This window comes from Streptomyces sp. NPDC047130, from assembly GCF_040643475.1.
Lineage (GTDB): Bacteria > Actinomycetota > Actinomycetes > Streptomycetales > Streptomycetaceae > Streptomyces.
This window is the reverse complement of sequence record NZ_JBEYUK010000005.1, coordinates 88,349-109,722: the sequence shown is the minus strand read 5'-3', so window position 1 is coordinate 109,722 and position 21,374 is coordinate 88,349. Positions and strand designations below refer to the sequence as shown.

Below are 21,374 nucleotides of genomic sequence, written 5' to 3'. Positions count from 1 at the left end.
TTTGGGAGACACGCATGTCCCAGCCCGCAACCGAGCCCGTGCACGACTTCGTCGCGGTCGGCCTAGGCCCGTACAACCTGGGCCTGGCCTGCCTCACCGCGCCGGTGGACGACCTCGACGGCGTCTTCCTGGAGAGCCGTGAGCAGTTCGACTGGCACCCCGGGATGCTGCTCGACTTCGCGACGCTGCAGACCCCGTTCATGGCCGACCTCGTCAGCCTCGCCGACCCGACCTCGCCCTTCTCCTTCCTCCAGTACCTCAAGGAGAAGGGACGGCTCTACCCGTTCTACATACGCGAGAACTTCTATCCGGTGCGCGCCGAGTACAACGACTACTGCCGGTGGGCCGCCGCCCAGCTGCCCTCCGTGCGGTTCGGCCACCAGGTGGAGCGGGTCGAGTTCGACGAGGCGGAGGGCGTCTACGTCGTCACCTCCGCACGGCCCGACGGCGACCGGGTCCGCCACCGCGGCCGGCACCTGGTGCTCGGCACGGGCACGCCTCCCCACCTGCCGCCCGCCTGCCGTGACCTGCCGGGTGACGCCGTCCACAACTCCCGCTACCTGCAGCACAAGGAGGTGCTGCAGGCCAAGGAGTCGGTGACCGTGATCGGGTCCGGCCAGAGCGCGGCGGAGATCTTCTACGACCTGCTCGGCGACATCGACGCCCACGGCTACCGGCTCAACTGGGTGACCCGCTCGCCGCGCTTCTTCCCGCTCGAGTACACCAAGCTCACGCTCGAGATGACCTCGCCCGAGTACGTGGACTACTTCCACGCGCTGCCCGAGGCGACCCGCTACCGGCTGGAGGCGGAGCAGAAGGGCCTCAGCAAGGGCATCGACGCCGAGCTGATCAACAACATCTTCGACCTGCTCTACCAGAAGAGCGTGCACGGCCCGGTGCCCGCCCGGCTCTTCACCAACACCTCGCTGCGCACCGCCCGCCACGACGAGGCGGAGGACCGGTACGAACTCGGACTGCACCACGACGAGCAGGACCGGGACTTCACCCTCCTCACCCACGGGCTGGTCCTGGCCACCGGCTACGCCTACCGGCCGCCCGCCTTCCTCGACCCGGTCCGCGACCGGCTGCGGTGGGACGGCCGCGGACGCCTGGACGTGGCCCGCAACTACAGCGTCGACGTCACCGGCCGCGGCGTGTTCCTGCAGAACGGCGCCACCCACGCGCACAGCGTGACCTCGCCCGACCTCGGCATGGGCCCCTACCGCAACAGCTGGATCATCCGCGAGCTCACCGGCCGCGAGGTCTACCCGATCGAGAAGTCCATCGCCTTCCAGGAGTTCGGCGCACCCGAGGGCGTGGTGTCGTGACCCGTCCCGCGACCCCCGCGCTCCACTCCCGGCCCACCCCCCTCGGCACCATGTCGCTGCACCCGCTGGACCCGGCCCGTGAGGCCGCCCTGCTGCACGCCTGGGTCACCGACCCGAAGGCCGCCTACTGGATGATGGGAGGTCTCAGCACGGCCGAGGTCGTCGAGGCCTACGACGCGATCGTCCGGCACCCCCACCACGACGCCTTCCTCGGCGCCCTCGACGGCGAAGCGTGCTTCCTGGTCGAACGCTACGACCCGGCACGCGTGGAGCTGGCCGGGCTGTACGAAGCCCGGCCGGGGGACGTCGGCATGCACTTCCTGTGCGCCCCGGCCGCCACCCCCCGTCACGGCTTCACCCGCTCGGTCATCACCACCGTGATGGCCTTCCTCTTCGAGGACCCCTCGGCGCGCCGCGTCGTCGTCGAGCCGGACATCCGCAACACCGCCGTCCACGCCCTCAACGCCTTCGTCGGGTTCGTCCCCGAAGGCCCGCTCGTCAAGCCCGAGAAGACCGCCCTGCTCAGCTTCTGCACCAGGGAACAGTTCACGGCCGCCACCGAAGGAGCCGACGCATGACCGCCGCCCCGCCCCACCGGGACACCACCACCGCCCTGGAGCACGTGGGCCACCTGCGCCCCGAGCTGTGGTCGGCGGCCAACCGGGCGCTGGTCCGCAAGGCGCTCGCGGAATTCGCCCACGAGCGGCTGCTGACCCCGGAGCCCGCCGCTGACGGCCACTACTCCGTGCGGTCCGACGACGGCGCCACGGAGTACCGCTTCGCCGCCCGCACGATGGCCCTGGACCACTGGCAGATCGACGCCGGCTCCCTCACCCGGCACCGCTCCGGCTCCGAAGCCCCGCTGGACGCCCTCGAACTCGTCCTCGAGCTGCGCACCACGCTGGGGCTGAGCGACGAGGTACTGCCCGTCTACCTGGAAGAACTCAGCTCCACCCTCTCCTCGACCGCCTACAAGCTCTCCCGGCCGGCGCCGACCGCGGACGAACTGGTGCTCGCCGACTTCCAGACCGTCGAGGCGAGCATGACCGAGGGACACCCCGGCTTCGTCGCCAACAACGGCAGGATCGGCTTCGACATCGCCGAGTTCCACGCCTACGCCCCCGAGGCCGGGGCGCCGGTCCGCCTGATGTGGCTCGCCGCGCACCGCGACCGCGCCACCTTCACCAGCTGCGCGGACATCGACTACGACACCCTGATCGCCCAGGAGCTGGGCACCGAGGAACGCGCGCGTCTCGAAGGCGTGCTCACCGGCCTCGGACTGGACCCCGCGGACTACCTGCTCTTCCCCGCGCACCCCTGGCAGTGGACCAACAAGCTGGCGGTGACCTTCGCCGGGGAGATCGCCACCCGGCACCTGGTCCCGCTCGGCGAGAGCACGGACCTCTACCAGGCGCAGCAGTCCATCCGCACCTTCTTCAACACCAGCCGCCCGGACCGGCATTACGTGAAGACGGCCATGTCCGTCCTCAACATGGGCTTCATGCGCGGTCTCTCGGCCGCCTACATGGAGGCGACGCCCGCCATCAACGACTGGCTGGCCGAGCTGATCGCCTCCGATCCGGTGCTGCGCGGGACCGGGCTGACCATCATCCGCGAGCACGCCGCCATCGGGTACCGCAACCCCCGGTACGAGGCGGCAACCGACCGCTACTCGCCGTACCGCAAGATGCTGGCCGCGCTGTGGCGGGAGAGCCCGGTGCCCTCGCTGGCGCCCGGCGAGCGGGTCCTCACCATGGCCGCGCTCCTGCACGCCGACCGCGACGGCGCGTCCTTCGCCGCAGCGCTGATCTCCCGCAGCGGCCTGCCCGCGCGGCAGTGGCTGCGCCGCTACCTCGACGCGTACCTCGTGCCGCTGCTGCACAGCTTCTACGCCCACGACCTCGCCTACATGCCGCACGGCGAGAACGTCATCCTGGTGCTCGACGAGCGGGGCGCGGTGGTGCGCGCGGTCTTCAAGGACATCGCCGAGGAGATCGTGGTCATGGACCCGCAGGCGGACCTGCCGCCGGCCGTGCGGCGTGTACGCGCCGACGTCCCGGAGGACATGCGGCTGCTGTCCATCTTCACCGACGTCTTCGACGGCTTCCTGCGCTACCTGGCCGCCCTCCTGGACGAAGCCGGCACGCTGTCCGAGGACGCCTTCTGGCAGACGGTCGCCGACTGCGTCGCCGACTACCAGGACGCCGTTCCCCACCTCGCCGAGCGGTTCCGGCGTCACGACCCGTTCGCGAAGACCTTCGCGCTGTCCTGCCTCAACCGCCTCCAACTGCGCGACAACCGCCAGATGGTGGACCTCGCCGACCCCTCCGCCGCGCTCCAGCTCGTCGGCGAACTCGCCAATCCCATCGCCCGTTTCGCCCCTGCCCGGTGATGCGCGCCGACCGGCGGGCGGCGGTCCTCGGCGTGGTCTGCCTGGTGCAGCTCGTCGTCGTCCTGGACAACTCGGTGCTGAACGTCGCCGTCCCCACGCTCTCGCGGGAACTGGGCGCGGGGATGGCGGCGATCCAGTGGGTGGTCAACGCCTACCCACTGGCCCAGGCCGGGCTGCTGCTGGCCGCCGGCGCGGTCGCCGACCGCTACGGACGGCGCCGGCTGCTGCTGACCGGGCTCGCCCTGTTCGGCGTGTGCTCCCTGGCGGCCGGACTGAGCCAGGACGTCGGACAGCTCGTCGCCGCCCGCGCCGGGATGGGGGTGGGCGGCGCCCTGATCACGTGCACCACCCTCGCGGTGGTCGTCCACGTCTTCCCCGAGGACGAGCGCGTACGGGCCATCGGCATCTGGGCGGCGGTCAACGGCCTCGGCTTCGCGGCCGGGCCGCCGCTCGGCGGACTGATCCTCTCGCACTTCTCGTGGGGAGCGATCTTCCTGATCAACGTGCCGGTGGCCCTGCTGGGCCTCGCCGCGGCCCGCTGGCTCATCCCCGAGTCGCGGCGGGCGGGGGCCGGGCGCCCGGACGTGGCCGGCGCGGTCCTGTCCGCCATCGGCGTGGTGGCGCTGGTGCACGCGGTGACCTCCTGGCCGGAGCACGGCGCAGGCTCCCTCCCGGTACTCGCCGCCACCGCGACCGCGGCGGTCGCGCTGACCGCGCTCGTGGTGTGGGAGCGGCGCTGCGCCGACCCCGTGCTGGCGCCCCAGCTCTTCCGCAACCCCCGCTTCACCGGCGCGGTCACTGGGGTCCTGCTGATCAGCTTCGGCAGCGCGGGGGCGCTGTTCCTGCTCGCCCAGCAACTCCAGTACGTCCGGGGCTACTCCGCGCTGGAGGCCGGGCTGTACATGGCGCCCTTCCCGCTGAGCGTGGTGGTCCTCAACATCCGCGGTGTGGCACCGAGGATGATCGCCCGGCTCGGCGAGGTCCGTGCCGTGGCCCTCGGCATGGGCCTGCTGGCCGCCGGGTTCGCGGTGGCCGGCGTGCTGGACCGGGGCGGCTACCCAGTGCTGCTGGCCGGACTGCTGCTGATGGGGGTGGGCTGCGCCATCGCCAACCCGGCCATCGTCGCCGCGGTGATGGGCTCGATCCCCGCGGACCGGGCGGGGTCGGGCGCGGCCGTCGACGGCACCATGGGCGAGGTCGGGGGCAGTCTGGGCGTGGCGGTTCTCGGCGCGGTCGTCAGCAGCCGTCTCGCCGCGCAGGAGCCCGGGTCGGCCGGTTCCGCGTCGCTGGCCGCGGTGCTGGAAGGCGCCGGTGCGGAGAGCGGATCGGCCGTGCTGGACGCCTTCGCGGCGGCGGCGCGCACCGGGCAGGCCCTGGGGGCGGCGGCGGTCGTGGCGGGAGGACTGGCCACCGCGTACCTGCTGCACCGCGCCCGGCACGGGAAGGGACGGGCGGGACCCGCGGAGGACGGGGTCGCGATCGGCGCGGTGGGGCACCCGTAGGGGCGGGCCCGCCGCAGGGGGAGCAAGCGGCGGGCACTGCCGGGGCGGCCGTGCCACGGCCCGCGGCACAGCCACTTTTTTGTGCGTACTTGGCGGCGAGCGGCAGCCGGGGGAACCTGGTGGTGCGCGGTCGAGGGGCCGTCCGAACCGGAGGGAACGGAGGAGAACGATGTGTCAGGAGGCCGTACCCTCCTCCGCGGACAGCCCCGCGGCGAGCATGTCCAGCCGGCGGTGGCCCCAGTCCGAGAGGGGCGCCAGGGCCTCGGAGAGGTCCCGGCCGAACTCCGTCAGGGAGTACACGGTCTTCAGCGGAAGGACGTCGTGCACCTCCCGGTGCACGAGGCCGTCGGCCTCCATGTCGCGCAGCGCCTGAGTCAGCACCTTCTCGCTCAGGCCCGGCAGCAGTCTGCGTAGCTCCCCCGGCCGCCTCGGAGCGGATTCGAGCGCCCAGAGCAGACCCGTCTTCCACTTGCCGTCGATCACGGCGATCGCGGCGGTCACCCCGCAGACGTTCGGGTCCTGTGCCCGGCTGCGCACCATCACCACCACCCCGTTTCCTCGGTCGTGCCGATTCTAAGCAGGAGTTGAACCATGTCCGCAGCAGTCCAGCCCACCCCCCGGCCCACCGTGACGGTGCTCGGTCTCGGTCCGATGGGCCGGGCCCTGGCGAGCGCCTTCCTGAACGCCGGGTTCACCACCACCGTCTGGAACCGAACACCGGGGCGGGACCAGGAACTGGCCGCACGCGGTGCGGTCGGCGTCCGATCGGCCGAGGAGGCGGTGGCCGCGAGCGACCTGACCGTCGTGTGCGTGGTCAACTACGACGCCGCGGACTCCGTGCTGCGGCGCCCCGAGGTCGCCACCGCGCTCAAGGGCCGCACCGTCGTCAACCTGTCCGCCGACACTCCCGCCCGCGCCCGCGGGACCGCGGCCTGGGCGGCCGAGCACGGCGTCCGCTACCTGGACGGCGCGATCATGACGCCGGCTCCCACCATCGGCACGCCGCACGCGGTCCTCATCCACAGCGGCCCGCAGGAGCTCTACCGGGAGCACAGGGCCGTGCTCGACGCACTCGGCGGCACCCACACCCACCTGGGCGAGGACATCGGCCGGGCGGCCGCGTACGACATCGCGCTGCTCGACATCTGGTGGACCGCGATGACCGGCTACATGCACGCGCTGGCCGTCGCCCGGGCAGAGGGCATCGGCGCGCAGGAGCTGGCCCCGTTCGCCAAGGGCATCGGCGCCATCCTGCCGCCCGCCTTCGAGGAGGCCGCGGTCGAGGTGGACAACGGCACGTACGCCGCCAGGGTCAACCCGCTCACCTCGGCGGCGTCGACGATGGCCCACATCGTCCACACCTCGGAGGCCCACGGCATCGACGCGAGCGTGATCCGCTCGGCGGAGGGCCTGGCCCGCCGGGCCATCGGACTGGGCCACGGAGGCGACGAGCTCACCCGGCTCGTGGACCTCATGGGGCGCCGCGGCTGAGGTCCCTGGGGGCGGGGGAGGGGGGAGGGGGGAGGACGCGTCGACCAGGCCGCCTGTGCCTCTGCCCCCGCCCCTGCCTGCCCCTGCCTGCGTCCGGCGGAGCGCGGCGTCCCTGCCCAGGCGTCCCTACCCCGGCGTCCGCCCGCGAGCCGCTCGCCGCGCCCGCAGGACGGCGACGGTCCGCTCGCACCAGTCGCGGTTGCCCTCCTCGAAGGCCAGGCCGCGCAGGCAGGTCAGGTAGGGCCCGACGCGGTCGCCGTCACGCAGAAACTCCTCCTCCGTGCGGTCGCCGCGCATCCCGCGCAGCAGCGCGCCGAAGAGGTCCGCCTTGGCCCGGGCGGCGGCGGAGCGTTCCTCGAGTCGTGCGATCAGTACCCCGGTGTCGACGTGGTCGGCCGCCTGGACCTTGACGAGCAGGTCGTCGCGGACGAACGAGGGTTTCGCGGAGGCGGCCGTGAACCCCTCCAGCTCCGCCAGACCCGCCTCCGTCACCCGGAACAGGCGCTTGTTGGGACGGCTCTCCTGGACCACCTCGCGCCCCTCGACCAGCCCGTCCCGCTCCAGCCGGGACAGCTCCGCGTAGAGCTGCTGCGGCTGGGCGTGCCAGAAGTTCGCCACCCCCAGGTCGAACGCCTTGGCCAGCTGGTAACCGCTGAGCTCCGTGTCGAGCAGTGCCGCCAGCACGGCGTGCCGTAGCGCCATCGCGTCGCCTTCCCCATGCCTCGGTCGTGCTGCTTCTGCCGTGCTGCCTCGGTCGTGCTGCCGTGCTGCCTCTGTCGTCCGGCTCCGGCCTATGGTAGTCATGAATCTGACTAGTCAATTTCATGACTACCGGTACCGGGAGCTGACCGCCATGAGCACGAGCACCGCAGACCTCTTCCGCGCCACCGTGGACCGCCGTGACCTCGCGGCGCTCCAGGACCTGTTCACCGAGGACATCCGCCTCTACAGCCCGGTGAAGTTCACCCCGTTCGAGGGCAGGCCCATGGTGATGGGCCTCTTCGGGGTCCTGCTGCGCGTCTTCGAGGACTTCCACTACGTCGGCGAATTCACCGGCACCTCGCAGACCAGCGGCGACGGCGGCACCGCCGACTCCGCGGTGCTGCTCTTCCGCGCCAAGGCCGGCGGGAAGGGCATCCACGGCATCGACCTGCTGCACTTCGACGACGACGGCCGCATCAAGGAGTTCACCGTCATGGTCCGCCCTCAGTCTGCCGTGCACGCCCTCGGCGAGGCGGTCCTGGCCGGGCTGGCCGAGGACGGACTGGTACCGGCGCCCACCGGGCGGTGACCGGCCGCGCCGGACGGGCGCGGGGCCGTGCCCGTCCGCGCCCGCGCGGGCCGCCCGCCCCCGGCGGCCTCGACCAGCAGGTCACCCACCTCGGCCCGGTAGTACAGCACCCACCGTCCCGCGCGCCGTCGCCGCACCAGTCCCGCGTCCAGCAACACCCTCAGATGCCGCCCCACCGAGCCCAGCGCCATCCCGGTCGCCGCCGTCACCTGGGAGGTGCTCATCGGCGCCGCCAGCAGGGTGAGGATCCGGGCACGCCCCGCGCCCAGCAGGGCGCGCAGCGCCTCGGGCGCGGGCCGCTCCTCCGCCCCGGCCAGCACACCCGAGCACGGGTACACCACGGCGTACCGGTGCGGCTCGTCCCAGCTCACCCAGCCGCGTCGCGAGGACACCGGCACGAACAGGAGCTGGGAGCCACGGATGTCACGCGGCGGATTGTCGTAGGCGTTGATCTGCAACCGGCCCTCGCCCAGCCAGCGCGTCCGGGGGCGCAGCCCGTCGAGGGCCGCCGCCCACCCGCCGTCGCCGAGCTGCCGCGTACGGGCGACCACATCGGCCTCCAGCACCTGCCGCCGCCGCTCCCAGTCCGGCAGGACCGTCTCCGTCCAGACCCACTCCAGCAGGGCCGCCGCCCGTTCGGGCACGTCGTCGCCGTACAGCTCGGGCGGAAGCCGATCGCCGCCCAGCGCGAGCGCCAGGTCGGCGCGGGCCCTGGCGGGCGGGGTGCCACGGACCCGCCGCAGTTCCTCGTCGACGTCCGGGACGCCCTCACCCACCGGGGTCGGGATGAGGAAGTCGGCGAGCCAGCTGGACCGGAACCCGGCTGCCACCACCGCCGCGGCGACCGCGTCCCCGGCCAACCGCTCGCGGAACGCCGGCAGATGGGCCGCCAGCCACCCGCGCTGTCCCGGATGGAAGGCCACCGCCTGGTCCAGGTCCATCAGCGCGGCGACCGTCTCGGCCAGCGGCGACAGGACGAACCGGCCGCGCGCCAACGTGTCCGCGTCCAGCAGCCACAGACCCATGCTTTCGCCTCCCCGCGAAACATTAACGCCGCCGCGGTGACGCCTCGGACACTCCCGCCATGCGCACCTACCGGGACCTCTTCCGCACGCCCGAGTTCACGCCGTTCTTCGCCGGCACCGCCCTCTCCGTGGCCGCCACCACGGTGGCCGGCCTCGCCCTCGGCAACCTCGTCCACTCCGCCACCGGCTCCCCGCTGCTCTCCGCCCTCGCCATGTTCGGGCCGTCCCTGGCCCAACTCGTCGGCGCCGCCACGCTGCTGTCGGCGGCCGACCGCCTGCGCCCGCGGGCCGCGATGACCGGCCTCCCCCTGATCTTCGCCACGGCCACCGCGGTCCAGGCGATCCCCGCCGTGCCGATATGGGTGATCTTCGCGGTCCTGGCGGCCGAAGGGCTGATCGCCTCCGTGGGCGGCGGCGTCCGCTACGGCCTGCTCACCGAGATCCTCACCAAGGACGGCTACCTGCTGGGCCGTTCGGTGCTCAACATGGCCGTCGGCACCCTCCAGATCTGCGGCTACGCCCTCGGAGGCGTCCTCGTCGCCCTCCTCTCACCGCAGGGCGCCCTGCTCGTCGCCGCGCTCCTGTACGTCACCGCAGCGGCGGTCACCCGCCTCGGCCTCACCGACCGCCCGCCCCGGGCGACCGGCCGCCCGTCCGCCGCGGCCACCTGGCGGGTCAACGCGCGCCTCTGGTCCTCCTCTCCCCGCCGCCACGTCTACCTGGCGCTGTGGGTACCGAACGGGCTCGTGGTGGGCTGCGAATCCCTGTTCGTCTCCTACGACCCGGAACACGCCGGACTCCTCTTCTCCTTCGCCGCCCTCGGCATGCTCGCCGGCGACACCATCGCCGGCCGCTTCCTCCCGCCCCGGTGGCGGGAACGGCTCGGCGCACCCCTGCGGCTGCTGCTCGCCGCCCCCTACCTGCTCTTCTTCCTCGAGCCCGGGCTCCCCGCCGCGCTGGCCGCGGTGACCCTGGCCTCCGTGGGCTTCTCGGCGAGCCTGCTGCTCCAGGAGCGCCTGATGCGGCTCACCCCCGACGAACTCAGCGGTCAGGCCCTCGGCCTGCACTCCTCCGGCCTGCTCGCCCTCCAGGGGATCGGCGCCCTCCTCGCCGGCACCGTCGCCGAACTCACCACACCCGCCGTGGCCATGACGGCGATGGCGCTCGCCTCCGTCGCCGTCACCCTGGCTCTCGCCCCCGGCCTGCGAGGACGCGCACCGGCCCCCGCGGCGGGCTGAGCCGGCTCTCCCGTCGCCGGGCCGAGCCGGCTCTCCCGCGGCGCGAAGTGCGGGCGCACGCGCGGGACTTCGGAGGTTCGCGTCCACGAGGGCGGCACAAGCCTGGATCGCGGGCCCGCGCGGGGATAGGCTGCGCGCCCGAGCGGATCGTGAAGCCGCCGAGACGACCAGCCGTTCGGGTGGCCGCAGTTCCATCGGTGCACCGGAGGTCGGAGCATGGACCCAACAGCCTCCCCACCCGGAACCCGGGGGACCGGCGTGTCTCCCGTCCGGATCGGCCTACTCGTCCCCCTGACCCGGCCCGGCTGGGTGGAGGCCGGCCGGCACCTGCTGGCCGGGGCCGAGCTGGCCGCCGGCGAGGTGAACGACGGCGGCGGCATCGGCGGGCGGCCGCTCGAACTGATCGTCCGTGACACCGCGGCCGACCCCCGGCGGGCCGCGGCGGCGGTGGACGAGCTCGACCGCCTCGGCGTGGCGGCCCTCGCGGGGGAGTACCACAGCGTCGTCGCCCAGGCGGTCGCCACCACGGCGGACGCCCTGGGGCTGCCGTTCCTCTGCTCCTCGGCGGTCCTCGACGACCTCACCGAGAAACCCACGGACCTCGTAGCCCGTATCGCCCCGGCCCAGTCCCACGGCTGGCGGCTCTACGCCGACTTCCTGCTCGCCGCCGGGCACAGCCGCATCGCCCTGGCCGCCGAACCGAGCGCCTACTGGGCGGCGGGAGCCCGCGTCCTCCGCGACCACGTCGCCCCACGCGGGGGCACCGTCACCGAGTTCGACATGCGCGCCCTCACCCCCGACGCCCTGTGCGCCCAACTCGCCGCCGACGGCGCCACCGTCCTGCTGCTCCTCGTCGGCCACCCGCGACCCGCGGTGCCCGTCGTCGAAGCGGTCCGCAGCGACCCGCGCCTCGCCGGCCTCACCCTCGGCGCCCCCGCCGGCCAGCCCGAGTTCGCCGACTGGGCGGCACTGCTGGGCCGGTCGGGCACCGGCGTCCCCTTCCTGCGCTACCTGCCCGAGCGGCTCGGACCGCTCGGCACACGGGTGGGCGCCGCCCTGCGGGAGCGGCTCACCGCGTCCCCCTCGTTCGTGGCCTTCGAGGGCTACGACACCGTGACCGTCCTCGCCCACGCGCTGCGCACCCACGGCACGGACCGGGCGGACCTCGCCGCGTCCTGGCCGCACCTGGAAGTCGAGGGCACCCGTGGCACGGTCCGCTTCTCCCGGCCGCCGGGCAGCGACGTCTGGCAGTGGACCTGGCCCCCGGTCGCCGTCGCCGACCGCGACCCCGAGCGGCCCGACCACCTCCGGACGCTCTTCACCGGCTGACGCCCGGTCGGGCCGTCCGCAGGCCGCGCCCGTCCGCCGCCCGGTTGTCGGTGCCGGGCGGCAGCATGGGACGGGTGACGGTGCGTCGGACCCCGCACGGACCGCCGCGCCGGGCGACGAGCGGAAGGAGTGGTCATGCGCAGACCGGTCACGGGCGAGGTGTTCGTCGCCTACGGACAGATCTACGTCGAGAGCGATCCGGACGGCACAGGCACGGAAGGCCTCGCCGAGGCGTTCGCCGGTCGGACGGCCGGGCTGTGCGGGGCCGCGGTGCCGGGCGCGCTCTGGCTCACCACCGGACTTCACACGGGCAGGGTCGCCTTCACCGTCGAGGTCCACGAGGAGCCGCCTCCGCCACCGGACCCGGCCTGGGAAGACGTGGTCGAGGTGTCCTTCCGCCCCGTGTCGGCCAGCACCCGCCTGGTGCAGTGGGCGGGCGAAGCAGCCTGGGACCTCGGTCTCGCCCCGGCCGACCACCGGGTGCGGTACTGCGCCCGCGGCATGGACCAGGGCCGCGAGCACGACACCGGACCGAGCACGGAGCCGGAGCGGTACCTGCTCCAGTTCTGGCCCGCGCCACCGGGTCCGGACCGTATCCTCCGCGAGACGTCCCGCCAGGCCGCCCACTGGCACCGGTTCGCGCGCGAACTTCCCCCGCCGCCCACGCCGGAGCAGCGGGCCGAGCGTGAACGCCTGGCCCGGCAGGCGGCCGAGCGTGCGGCGGAGGAGCGGCGGCTGGATCGGGAGCGGTGGACGTGGGGCGGGCGCCTGCCCGGCGAGAGGCTGCGCACCATGGCCGACGCCGCCCGGCCGCTGCTCCGCCACGACAGCGACCTGGCGCACACCCTGGACACGCTGGGACCCGAGGCCCAGCGCGCGGTGGCACTGCTGGCCGCCCGGCGGGCCTGCGAGACGGCGGACCTGACCGCGGTTCCCTGGGTCGCCCGGGCGCTCGGCGCGCTGACGCGGGGGCACCCGCTGCCACCGCCGTTCGACGACCCGGACCGGCTGCGGGAGACGCTGACGTCCGACCCCCGGGTGCCGCACCGCTCCTCGAGCCCTGCGGAGCCTCCCGAGCGGCCCCCGTACCGGCCGGCCACGCACGAGAGCGCCGCGTGGACATGGGTCCCGGCCGCGCGACCGGCAGAGGCGACGCCTGCCCGCCCCGGTCTCGGCCGCCGGCTCGGCGCGTTCGTGCCGAACGGGCCCGCCGCGTCGGCCGCACCCGCCGTGCCCGCCGCGGGCGGCGCCGTCATGGTCACGCGGGGCGCGGACGGTCCGAGGGTCACCACACGGGTCTCGCAGCAGCACCTCGCCGTCACGGCCGTGGTCGCCGCGGCGGACACCGACCCGCTCCGCGCCGCACTGGGCGCGGTGTGGCACGCCGTGCACACGTACGGCGAGCGGTACCCGGACCTGCTCGAGGAACTCCGCTCGGCGTGTGCCCGCCACCGGGACGCGTGACCGGCCCCCGGACGTCGACGGTTCGGAGCCCTGACCCCGGACGTCGACCGTTCGGCGTTCCCCGAACCGTCCCTGCGGCATCATGAAGTCATGCCGCCGCTCGCCGATACCGCCGCCCTGTTCGCCGACCGCACCCGTGCGGCCTTCTGCCAGGCCCTGCTCGACGGCCGGGCCTGGACCGCCGGCGAACTGGCGCGGCACGCCGGCGTGCGGCCCTCCACCGCCAGCGAGCACCTCTCCCGGCTCATCGCGGGCGGCGTACTGGCCGAGGAACGCCAGGGCCGGCACCGCTACGTCCGGCTGGCCGGGCCGGAGGTCGCCGCGCTGATCGAGAGCCTGGCCTTCTACGGTTCGCAGGATCCGCGCCCGCCGCGGAACCTGCGGGAATCGGTCAGGCGCAGCGCCGAGGCCCGCGCCCGCACCTGCTACGACCACCTCGCGGGAGCCCTGGGCGTTGCCCTCACGGATGCGATGACCGCCCGCGGCCTGGTGTCCGTGGACTCCGGGCTCGCCGTCACCGCAGCGGGCCGCGCGTGGGCGGCCGAGGCGCTGCGCTTCGAGCAGCCCCCGGGGAGTCGGCGCCCGCTGGTGCGGAGCTGCCTGGACTGGACCGAGCGCCGCCCGCACCTCGCCGGAACCCTGGGCGCCGCGCTGTGCACGACGTCGCTGGAGCGCCGGTGGGTCAGACGGATCGGCAGCGGGCGCGCCCTGGCGGTCACCGCCGAGGGCGCCGAGGCGTTCCGGGAACTGCTGGGCGCCGACGTCCCCGCGTCCCAGGACCGGCAGGCGGCCTGAGCTGACGACCCGCCGGCCGGACGGCAGGCAGGGGCGGCAGGCAGGGACGAGAGGGCGCCGCCGCGCGTGACCGGCACCGGTGCCGGTGCCGGCACCAATGCCCTCACCGGTGCCGGACCGGCCGGAAGTACCGTTCGAGGGCCCGGTCGGCGACCCGGTGCCCGACCCGGTTGGCGGCGGTGTCGGCCGAGCGGGTGTGGATGCCGGCGAACACCCGGGCGTCGACCACGTCCCGGTCGTACTGCCCGGCGTGCTCGTAGTGCCGCGTCGAACCACCCCGCACGGAGCGGATGGTGAGGTCGATCCGGTCGTGGCCCAGCAGCCCCGTGAGCACGCCGGTCAGCGCCCCGGCGGTGGCGGCGTGACCGCTCAGGTAGTCCGGATGGGCCGGCGTGGGCAGCAGGGGCTCCCAGCCGGGGTCCGCCTCGGTGGCCGGGTTGCCGTCCGTGTCGGCCAGGTGGATGGCGGTGACCGGACGCCAGGTCCCGTAGTGCAGCTTGGCGTCCCAGGCGGCGACGATCGCGTCGGCCTGGGCGGCGTGCACCGCCGCGTACAGGCGGGCCGTGTCGGCGATGTCCAGACGGCGCCGTGCCGCGTGGTCGCCCAGCGCGCCGGGCACGTCCAGCTCGGTGAAGAACCGCGCCGTGTCCGTCTGCTCCGGCGTACGGACGGTGCTCTCCCTGGCGCCGTACGCCTTCACCTCGTTGAGGTCCCGGGCATAACGCTCCGAGGCGAGCGCCGGCGGCGGTCCGGGCCGGAACTGGGCGGGGGAGTGGAGCAGCAGAGGCCGCATCCGCCCGAGCCAGGCGTTGGAGAAGGGTGCGAAGGCCGGCGGGGCCGGTCGCCAGACCCCGGGCGCGGGCGGCTTGTCGAACGACACGGGAGCGTTTCGCCCGTCCCGCTCGCGCAGCTTCGCGAAGTGATCTGCCGCACGTCTGCCGAAGGCGACGCCCTCGGTCTCGGCCCGCCCGTCGGGGATCTGCTCCAGGGTCGCGGAGTAGGCCGCGTCCAGCTTGGCCGCCGAGCCGGGGAAGTAGTGACGCAGCAGCCGGTGGGCGGCGCTCGCGGCGGCGGCCGCGGAGGACGCCCCGCGCGGTGCGTGCGCCCGCCACCGGTAGGGCGCGTACCGCCCCTCGATCCCGGTCACCGCGTTGTACACGGCCGTCGCGGCGTACGCCTCCCAGAACATCCGGTCCGGCGGTGTGCCGTCCACCTCGGTCTCGATCGTCTCCGCGGCGACGCGCATCCACCGCGCCACCACGGCCGGGTCCCGGGCGGCCGGGGGCGCACCCGGCTCCGCGGCCACGGCCGCCGCGACCGGAAGGGTGGACGCGAGCACGGCCAGACCGACGGCCAGTCGCATCAAGGGGGCGGGCGACGCCCACCGGGTTCTCCTGCGCATCGTGAGGCTCCTCGCACCAGTTCCCCCGGCAGAACTCTGCGCTCCGTCGCGCCCCGGGGCACCTCGGACGGCCCGGTCGGAGTACACGGCGTCGAGGCGCGCGGGGCTCGTGCGGACGCCGCCTCCCGACCGCGGCTCCGCACCGCGCGGGCCGCAACGCGGGCCTCGCCGCCCGTGCCGGACGACCGCCGCACTCACCCGCCTGCCCCCCGCCCGCGCCGGACCCGCCCCGCCCCGCACCCCCGTCGTTCCTCAACCGACCGGAACCGGCGCGGAGTTCACGTCCTTCACCAACGACACCGTGCCGTCGTCCTCCGGCAGGGGCACGATCCGGTACCCCTCACCGCGGTAGAGGCGGATGTTCTGCTCGCTGCGCGCGCCGGTGTGCAGCACGAACCGGCGGCACGCCGCCCCGGCGCCGGCCTCGCCGATCCGCAGCAGCTCGCGCCCCAGCCCCCGGCCCCGCAGGTCGGGCACCACCGCCAGGCGGCCCACGTGCCAGTCCGTCCCGTCACGACGGCTGCGCACCATCCCCAGCAGGCGGCCGTCCCGCCACAGGCCGGTGGTCCGCCAGGTTCCCAGCCACTCCCGCACCTGCTCCAGCGACTCGTGCAGGGCCGGAATGTCCAGGCTCTCGTTGGCGACGGCCTCCTCCACCCAGCAGCACCGCTGCAGGATCAGAACCTCGGCGGCGTCGTCCGGGGTCAGCGGGCGCAGGTAAGAGCCCGGCAGCGGTCCCGCCGGGAGGCCGGGACGCGCCCGCTCACGGAGGGGGCGCAGCGCGTGCGACACCCGGACCAGTTCGTCCAGGAGGCCCACGGCCGACGCGGCGAGCGCGGGGTTCGGACGTACCTGTCCGTCCTCCACCGCGTCGCGGATCCGCAGGGCCACCGTGGCGCCCAGCGGCACCAGACGCAGCGTGGTCACCACCTGCTTGGCGTGCTGCACCGAGCGGGTGCCCGCGGAGGTGTGCCCGTAGCTGACGAAGCCCATCGGCTTCCACGCCCACTCGCGGGTCAGGTAGTCGAGGGCGTTCTTGAACGGCGCGGGCATCCCGTAGTTGTACTCCGGCGTGACCACGACGAAGCCGTCCGCGCCGTCCACCAGCGCGCTCCACCTGCGGGTGTGCTCGTGGGCGTAGACGCCCGAGGCCGGCTCCTCCTCCTCGTCGAGGAAGGGCAGCGCCAGTTCGCCGAGGGTGACCGGGACGAGTTCGACGTCGAGTTCGCCCGCACGGGGCTCGAGGACTTCGGTCAGCCACCTGCCGACCACCGGGCCGAGGGCGCCGGGACGGGTGCTGCAGACCAGGACGAGGACACGCATCGTTTTCGTTGACATGGAAATGAAAGTACGGAGTAGATTGGTTCCATGTCAACGAATACGGAGAACCAGTCGGCCGGGACCGTGAATTGGCTGAATCAGGACGAGGAACGGGCCTGGCGCGCCTACCGCCGCATGGTGATCGCCGTCCAGGCCGCGACCGCCCGTGACCTGGCGGCCGTCGGGCTCTCGGAGCCCGACTACGAGGTGCTCAGCACGCTGTCCGAACGGCCGGACCGCACCAGCACCCTGCGGGAACAGGCCACCAAGATGCGGTGGTCGCGCAGCCGGCTCTCCCGTCACGCCACCCGCATGGAGGCGCGCGGGCTCCTGCGGCGCGAGCCCGACCCGGCGGACGGCAGGGGCTGCCTCCTGGTGCTCACCGACGACGGCATGGAGACCCTCGAGGCCGCCGCCCCCGCCCATCTGGACTCGGTCCGGCGCCACTTCGTCGACCGGCTGACGCCCGAGGACCTCCAGGCCCTCGAACGCATCGCGGCGAAGGTCCAGGACGCCGGGGAGTGACCCCCGGAGCCCGGGCCGAACCGGCTCCACCGCGGCACCGGCTGTCCTGGGCGCACCGGCACCATCGCGGCACCGGCTGCACGGCGGCACCGGCTGCACGCGGCACCGGCGCGCGCCCGGCCGCCCTCAGCCGGCGCCGGCCTCCTCCTCGCGCACCCCGGACCGACCCGCCGCGCCCGCACGGCGCGGCAGCAGCAGGGGAGTGGCGAGGAGGAGGACCCCCGCGGCACCGATCGCCGCACGCGGCCCCGTCGCGGCGGCCAGCAGGCCCCAGGCCGCGGTCGTCGCGGCGATGGTGAGACTGCTGCTCACCGACCACGCGGACAGGGTGCGGGCCACCTTGTCCCGGCCGGTGTGCTCGAGCCGGCAGGTGGCCAGGACCGGGTTGAACACGGCACAGCAGGTCACCAGGCCGAACTGCACGACGATCACCAGCACCAGACCGCCGACCCCGGGCCGCACGAACGCGAGCCCCAACGGCCAGCAGACGCGCGCCGCACCCGCCGTGAGCAGCACCCGGCGCTGCCCGTACCGCGCCACGAGTCGGCGGGCCAGGCGTGAGCCCACCAGCCCGCCGACGCACGGGGCGGCGAAGGCCAGCCCGTACTGCCACGGGCTGAACCCGAGAGGTCCCAGCAGCAGGACGGCGAGCAGCGGCTCGGCGGCCATGATCAGCCCGTTGACCACCACCGCGTTGAGGAACAGCGGCCGAAGCACCGGATGGCCCAGCACATGGCGCCAGCCGGCCAGCAGTTCACCCGCGCGCATCCGCCGTGCGGGGGCGCGCTCCGGGCGAGGCTCCGCCCCACCCACGGCCACCACGCCCAACGCCGACAGCAGGTGGCCGGCCGTGTTGGCCAGCACCGCCGTCACCGGCCCGAACACCCCGGTCAGCATCCCGCCCAGCGGCGGCCCGACCAGGGTCGCCGTCCAGGTCGTCGACTCCAGCCGCCCGTTGGCCACCAGCAGCTCCTCCGGCGGCAGCACCTCCTTCAGGTACGCCCCGCAGGCCGCGCCGAAGGCGATGGTGGAGGCCGCGACGACCACGGAGACCACGAGCAACTGCGTGAACCCGAGCAGTCCGAGCGCGTACGCCGCGGGAACGCTCACCAGGGCCACGCAGCGGGCCAGAGCGGTCGCCACCATCACCGGCCGCTTGCGGTGGAACTCCACCCACGGCCCGATCGGCACCGCCGCCACGGCCCCCACCGCCCGCCCCGTGGCGGCCAGCGCCGCCACCTCGGCCGGACCGCAGTCCAGCACCGTGATCGCGATCAGGGGGAACGCCCCGAACCCGAGCCAGGTGCCGTACGCACTCGCCGCGTACGCCGCCCGGAACCACCCGAACCGCTGAGCCGACACCCCCCTGCGCTCCATGCCGTACGCCTCTCCCACGCACTCCACGCACTCCGCGGACCTGGGGCCCCCGCCGGGCAGGCAGCCGTCACCCCCGGTGCGGCGGCCGGACCCTCCAGGCGCGCAGCGACTCGGCGGTGGCGTACACGTCCACCCCGTACGTCCGCACCCGCCTCAGCAGATCGGGCAGCGCCCCCCGCGGCGGCTCCACCGGCTCCCCGGCCCGCGCCATGTACTCCACGGCCGCCAGCGCGGCGAAGAACGAGTTGCGGGCGGGCAGCGGCTCCTCCCGGGCGATGGTCACCAGCAGCGCCGCGGCACGCCAGGCGTTGTCCGGCTCGTAGCCGATGCGCGGCGTGTTGACCCGGTGCCGCTGGACGGCGGCGGCCAGGGCGGAGTAGTCGGCCACGTCCAGTTCGTGCGGCATGAGCAGTGCCTGGCGCTCGAGCAGCCACGCCAGGTCGACGAGGAGTTCCATCAGGCGGCGTCGGCCTCGCCGCCGCGCGGGCCGACGGCCGGTTCCTCCTCGGGGAACGCCTCGGCGAACTCCTGCGCGTGGTGCCGCACCCACGCCGCGGCACGGGCCAGCGAGGCGGGGTCGGAGAGCCGGGGGTCGCGCAGCGCGGCCTCGGTCAGGATGGCCGTCACGGTGCTGCCCTCCCGGGCCGCCCGCTCCTGCAGCCGGGCGTGCACCTCGTCGGGGACGCGGATGGTCACGGACTTCGACATGGGTCCAGCGTACAGCGAACGCTGTACATGGCGAAGACGCCCGGTTTCCGGCCGGGACCGGCGATGAGTTCCGGCCACCGCGGGGGTCTGTACCGGTGAACCGTCGGGGTGGCCGCCCGGCGACCGCTGCCCCGGCACGGGACAGTGGACCCGACACCACGGCCCCACGGCCCCACGCCCCCACGGAGGACACCATGACCAGCGCCGGCGAGCTCCCCGGCCGCCCGCCCGTCGTCGACCGGGCCACCTGGCAGGCCGCCCGTGACGAACTCCTGGTCCGGGAGAAGGCCCACACCCGCGAAGGGGACGCCATCGCGGCGGCCCGCCGCCGGCTGCCCATGGTCGAGTTCGACGGCACCGTCGAGGTCGTCGGCCGCGACGGGCCGGTCCCCTTCCTCGACCTCTTCCAGGGGCGGGAGGAGCTCGTCGTGTACAAGCACATGTGGTACGACGGCGCTCCGCCCCAGGGCCAGTGCGAGGGCTGCACCACCACCGCCTGGCACCTGAGGGACGCCGTGTACCTCAACGCCCGCGGCGTCTCGTTCGCCCTGGTGACCACGGGTCCCTGGGAGGAGATCGCCTCGTACACCGCGTTCATGGGCTACACCCAGCCCTGGTACTCGGTGCGCGGCCTGGACGAGCCGGTCGGCGGCGGCATGGGGTACCTCACCTCCTACCTCCGCGACGGGGAGCGCACCTTCCTCACGTACGCCACCACCGGCCGGGGCACCGAGCGCGCCAACGGCTCCATGGGCCTGCTGGACATGACGCCCTACGGGCGCGGCGAGGCGTGGGAGGACAAGCCCGAGGGGCGGCCCGAGGGGAACGAGCCGTGCTGGTACTGGCGCACGGACGCGGACGGCAACGCGACCTGGGGCCCGACGAGCCGACCGGCGCCCCAGTGGACCCGCCCCGGCGCCACCCCCGTGGACACCCTCGGCCGCCACGGCCCCTACCACTGACCGCCTCGCCCGCCGCGGCCCCAGGCGCGACGGACCGCGGCCCCGGCCCGGGCGCGGATCAGGAGGACTCCCGCACCACCAGCTCCGTGGGCAGCGTCACGTGCTGCCGCTCCGCGTCCGCGTCGGCGATCTCCGCGAGCAGGATCCGCGCCATCGTCCGGCCGACCTCCTCCACCGGCTGACGCACCGTCGACAGCGGCGGATTGGTGTGCCGGGCCAGCACGGAGTCCTCGAAGCCGACGACCGCGACCTCGTCCGGCACCCGTCGCCCCAGCGAGCGCAGCTCGGCCAGGGCCCCCACCGCCATCAGGTCGGACGCGGCGAAGACGGCGTCCAGATCCGGCGCGCGTTCGAGAAGTGAACGCATCGCCCGCCGACCGCCCTCCTCGGAGAAGTCCCCGGCCTCCACCAACGACTCGTCCGCCCGCAGGCCCGCCCGCTCGTGCGCCAGGCGCCAGCCCGCGAGCCGGCCCACGCCCACGTCCATGTCCAGGGCGCCGGTGATCGTGGCCACCCGGCGCCGCCCCCGGTCCAGCAGGTGGCCGACCGCCGCCGTGGCTCCGCCGACGTTGTCCGAGGTGACGTAGCTCAGCCGCTCGTCCTCGCCGCGGCGGCCGGCCAGCACGGTGGGCAGCCGCATCTCCTCCAGCATGGCCGCCACCCGCTCCTGGGCGCGCACCGACACCAGCAGCACCCCGTCCACGCGGCGGGTGGCGATCGAGGCGGTCAGCTGATCCCGCTCCAACTGGTCCCGCACCAGCACCAGTTGGAGCTGGGTGCCGGTCTCGGTGAGCGCCCCGCTGACCCCGCGGATCAGCGCGGCGAAGAACGGCTCGGAACCGAGCCGGCTCTCCGACTCGGGAATCACCAGGGCCACCGACTCGGTCCGGCTGGTCACCAGACCCCGGGCGACCGAGTTGGGAACGTAGTTGAGTTCCTCGATCGCCTTCAGGACCCGGGCCCGCGCCTCGGTGCTGACGAGCTCCGAGCCGTTGAGGACGCGGGAGACCGTGGTCCGCCCCACTCCGGCACGGGCGGCGACGGTCTTGATCGTGGGCGGGCGGCCCTGTGACATGCACTTCTCCCTCGGCGACCGCGGCATCGACCGCGAGCATGATCGCCGCAATTGTGGCAGACGCCCGGCGGCCCGGACGGCCACCGGTGCGAGCACGCTCCCTTGAACCGCGAGCACGGTCCCGGCAACAAGTTGGTTTCACGATATTGA

General features: G+C 74.3%; 21 protein-coding genes. 12 read left to right on the top strand and 9 right to left on the bottom strand.

The window, feature by feature from the left end:
* Positions 1–14: 14 nt before the first annotated feature.
* Genes ABZ836_RS09685 through ABZ836_RS09670 form a run of 4 tightly spaced genes read left to right on the top strand, consistent with a single transcriptional unit; the run spans position 15 to position 5,222 of the window.
* Entirely contained in the window at positions 15–1,328 is a 1,314-nt protein-coding gene (locus tag ABZ836_RS09685) for a SidA/IucD/PvdA family monooxygenase (protein WP_356132751.1), read from the top strand.
* Between the two features lie 50 nt (positions 1,329–1,378).
* Positions 1,379–1,906: a GNAT family N-acetyltransferase gene (locus ABZ836_RS09680; protein WP_356132999.1), complete on the top strand. Its 528-nt coding sequence runs from the start codon at positions 1,379–1,381 to the stop codon at positions 1,904–1,906.
* A complete protein-coding gene (locus ABZ836_RS09675) occupies positions 1,903–3,720 on the top strand; it encodes an IucA/IucC family siderophore biosynthesis protein (protein WP_361141006.1) in 1,818 nt (605 codons plus the stop codon). Before ABZ836_RS09680 ends, ABZ836_RS09675 begins: the two co-directional genes overlap by 4 nt.
* Positions 3,720–5,222 carry an MFS transporter gene (locus ABZ836_RS09670; protein WP_361141004.1) on the top strand — a complete coding sequence of 501 codons (1,503 nt, stop codon included), beginning with the start codon at positions 3,720–3,722 and terminating at the stop codon, positions 5,220–5,222. The genes ABZ836_RS09675 and ABZ836_RS09670 overlap by 1 nt, the downstream gene beginning before the upstream one ends.
* Positions 5,223–5,396: 174 nt before the next feature.
* On the opposite strand, the gene ABZ836_RS09665 is transcribed toward ABZ836_RS09670, so the two are convergent.
* The gene (locus tag ABZ836_RS09665) at positions 5,397–5,762 is read right to left on the bottom strand and encodes a helix-turn-helix domain-containing protein (RefSeq protein WP_361141196.1); all 366 of its coding nucleotides are present in this window, start codon (positions 5,760–5,762) and stop codon (positions 5,397–5,399) included.
* Between the two features lie 51 nt (positions 5,763–5,813).
* Here ABZ836_RS09665 and ABZ836_RS09660 point away from each other — a divergent pair, with 51 nt between their 5' ends.
* Positions 5,814–6,713 carry an NAD(P)-binding domain-containing protein gene (locus ABZ836_RS09660; RefSeq protein ID WP_361141002.1) on the top strand — a complete coding sequence of 300 codons (900 nt, stop codon included), beginning with the start codon at positions 5,814–5,816 and terminating at the stop codon, positions 6,711–6,713.
* A gap of 126 nt (positions 6,714–6,839) precedes the next feature.
* Here the strand turns inward: ABZ836_RS09660 and ABZ836_RS09655 are convergent, their stop codons facing one another.
* Positions 6,840–7,415 (bottom strand): PadR family transcriptional regulator, encoded by a 576-nt coding sequence (locus ABZ836_RS09655; RefSeq protein WP_356132744.1) that lies wholly within the window; start codon positions 7,413–7,415, stop codon positions 6,840–6,842.
* 151 nt (positions 7,416–7,566) lie between these two features.
* Between ABZ836_RS09655 and ABZ836_RS09650 the strand changes: the two genes are divergently transcribed.
* Positions 7,567–8,004, top strand: a complete 438-nt coding sequence (locus tag ABZ836_RS09650; protein ID WP_361141194.1) for a nuclear transport factor 2 family protein — start codon at positions 7,567–7,569, stop codon at positions 8,002–8,004.
* Here the strand turns inward: ABZ836_RS09650 and ABZ836_RS09645 are convergent.
* Positions 7,920–9,029: a winged helix-turn-helix domain-containing protein gene (locus ABZ836_RS09645; RefSeq protein WP_361141000.1), complete on the bottom strand. Its 1,110-nt coding sequence runs from the start codon at positions 9,027–9,029 to the stop codon at positions 7,920–7,922. The genes ABZ836_RS09650 and ABZ836_RS09645 overlap by 85 nt on opposite strands.
* A 59-nt stretch (positions 9,030–9,088) precedes the next feature.
* Between ABZ836_RS09645 and ABZ836_RS09640 the strand changes: the two genes are divergently transcribed.
* The 4 genes from ABZ836_RS09640 (at position 9,089) to ABZ836_RS09625 (ending at position 13,855) form a co-directional block, all read left to right on the top strand.
* Positions 9,089–10,267 carry an MFS transporter gene (locus ABZ836_RS09640; RefSeq protein WP_361140998.1) on the top strand — a complete coding sequence of 393 codons (1,179 nt, stop codon included), beginning with the start codon at positions 9,089–9,091 and terminating at the stop codon, positions 10,265–10,267.
* Between the two features lie 216 nt (positions 10,268–10,483).
* Positions 10,484–11,596, top strand: a complete 1,113-nt coding sequence (locus tag ABZ836_RS09635; RefSeq protein ID WP_361140996.1) for an ABC transporter substrate-binding protein — start codon at positions 10,484–10,486, stop codon at positions 11,594–11,596.
* A gap of 135 nt (positions 11,597–11,731) precedes the next feature.
* A complete protein-coding gene (locus tag ABZ836_RS09630; RefSeq protein WP_356132736.1) occupies positions 11,732–13,060 on the top strand; it encodes a hypothetical protein in 1,329 nt (442 codons plus the stop codon).
* 90 nt (positions 13,061–13,150) lie between these two features.
* Positions 13,151–13,855: a helix-turn-helix domain-containing protein gene (locus tag ABZ836_RS09625; protein WP_361140994.1), complete on the top strand. Its 705-nt coding sequence runs from the start codon at positions 13,151–13,153 to the stop codon at positions 13,853–13,855.
* Between the two features lie 103 nt (positions 13,856–13,958).
* On the opposite strand, the gene ABZ836_RS09620 is transcribed toward ABZ836_RS09625, so the two are convergent.
* Both ABZ836_RS09620 and ABZ836_RS09615 read right to left on the bottom strand, forming a co-directional pair.
* On the bottom strand, positions 13,959–15,257 hold the full coding sequence (locus ABZ836_RS09620; protein WP_361140992.1) for a vanadium-dependent haloperoxidase: 1,299 nt from the start codon (positions 15,255–15,257) through the stop codon (positions 13,959–13,961).
* A gap of 252 nt (positions 15,258–15,509) precedes the next feature.
* Entirely contained in the window at positions 15,510–16,595 is a 1,086-nt protein-coding gene (locus tag ABZ836_RS09615; RefSeq protein WP_361140990.1) for a bifunctional NAD(P)H-dependent oxidoreductase/GNAT family N-acetyltransferase, read from the bottom strand.
* Between the two features lie 30 nt (positions 16,596–16,625).
* On the opposite strand from ABZ836_RS09615, the gene ABZ836_RS09610 reads away from it, so the two are divergent.
* Positions 16,626–17,102, top strand: a complete 477-nt coding sequence (locus ABZ836_RS09610; protein ID WP_356132730.1) for a MarR family transcriptional regulator — start codon at positions 16,626–16,628, stop codon at positions 17,100–17,102.
* 126 nt (positions 17,103–17,228) lie between these two features.
* Here ABZ836_RS09610 and ABZ836_RS09605 read toward each other — a convergent pair whose 3' ends face one another.
* The 3 genes from ABZ836_RS09605 to ABZ836_RS09595 all read right to left on the bottom strand — a co-directional run bounded on the left by ABZ836_RS09605 (position 17,229) and on the right by ABZ836_RS09595 (position 19,187).
* Positions 17,229–18,479 carry an MFS transporter gene (locus ABZ836_RS09605; protein ID WP_361140988.1) on the bottom strand — a complete coding sequence of 417 codons (1,251 nt, stop codon included), beginning with the start codon at positions 18,477–18,479 and terminating at the stop codon, positions 17,229–17,231.
* A 67-nt stretch (positions 18,480–18,546) separates the two neighbouring features.
* Positions 18,547–18,936 carry a toxin Doc gene (locus tag ABZ836_RS09600; protein ID WP_356132726.1) on the bottom strand — a complete coding sequence of 130 codons (390 nt, stop codon included), beginning with the start codon at positions 18,934–18,936 and terminating at the stop codon, positions 18,547–18,549.
* Positions 18,936–19,187, bottom strand: coding sequence for a ribbon-helix-helix protein, CopG family (locus tag ABZ836_RS09595; protein ID WP_361140986.1), 252 nt, complete (start codon positions 19,185–19,187; stop codon positions 18,936–18,938). The genes ABZ836_RS09600 and ABZ836_RS09595 overlap by 1 nt, the downstream gene beginning before the upstream one ends.
* Before the next feature lie 194 nt (positions 19,188–19,381).
* Between ABZ836_RS09595 and ABZ836_RS09590 the strand changes: the two genes are divergently transcribed.
* On the top strand, positions 19,382–20,149 hold the full coding sequence (locus ABZ836_RS09590) for a DUF899 family protein (RefSeq protein ID WP_356132722.1): 768 nt from the start codon (positions 19,382–19,384) through the stop codon (positions 20,147–20,149).
* A 58-nt stretch (positions 20,150–20,207) separates the two neighbouring features.
* Here ABZ836_RS09590 and ABZ836_RS09585 read toward each other — a convergent pair whose 3' ends face one another.
* Positions 20,208–21,224, bottom strand: coding sequence for a LacI family DNA-binding transcriptional regulator (locus tag ABZ836_RS09585; RefSeq protein WP_356132720.1), 1,017 nt, complete (start codon positions 21,222–21,224; stop codon positions 20,208–20,210).
* Positions 21,225–21,374 lie beyond the last annotated feature (150 nt).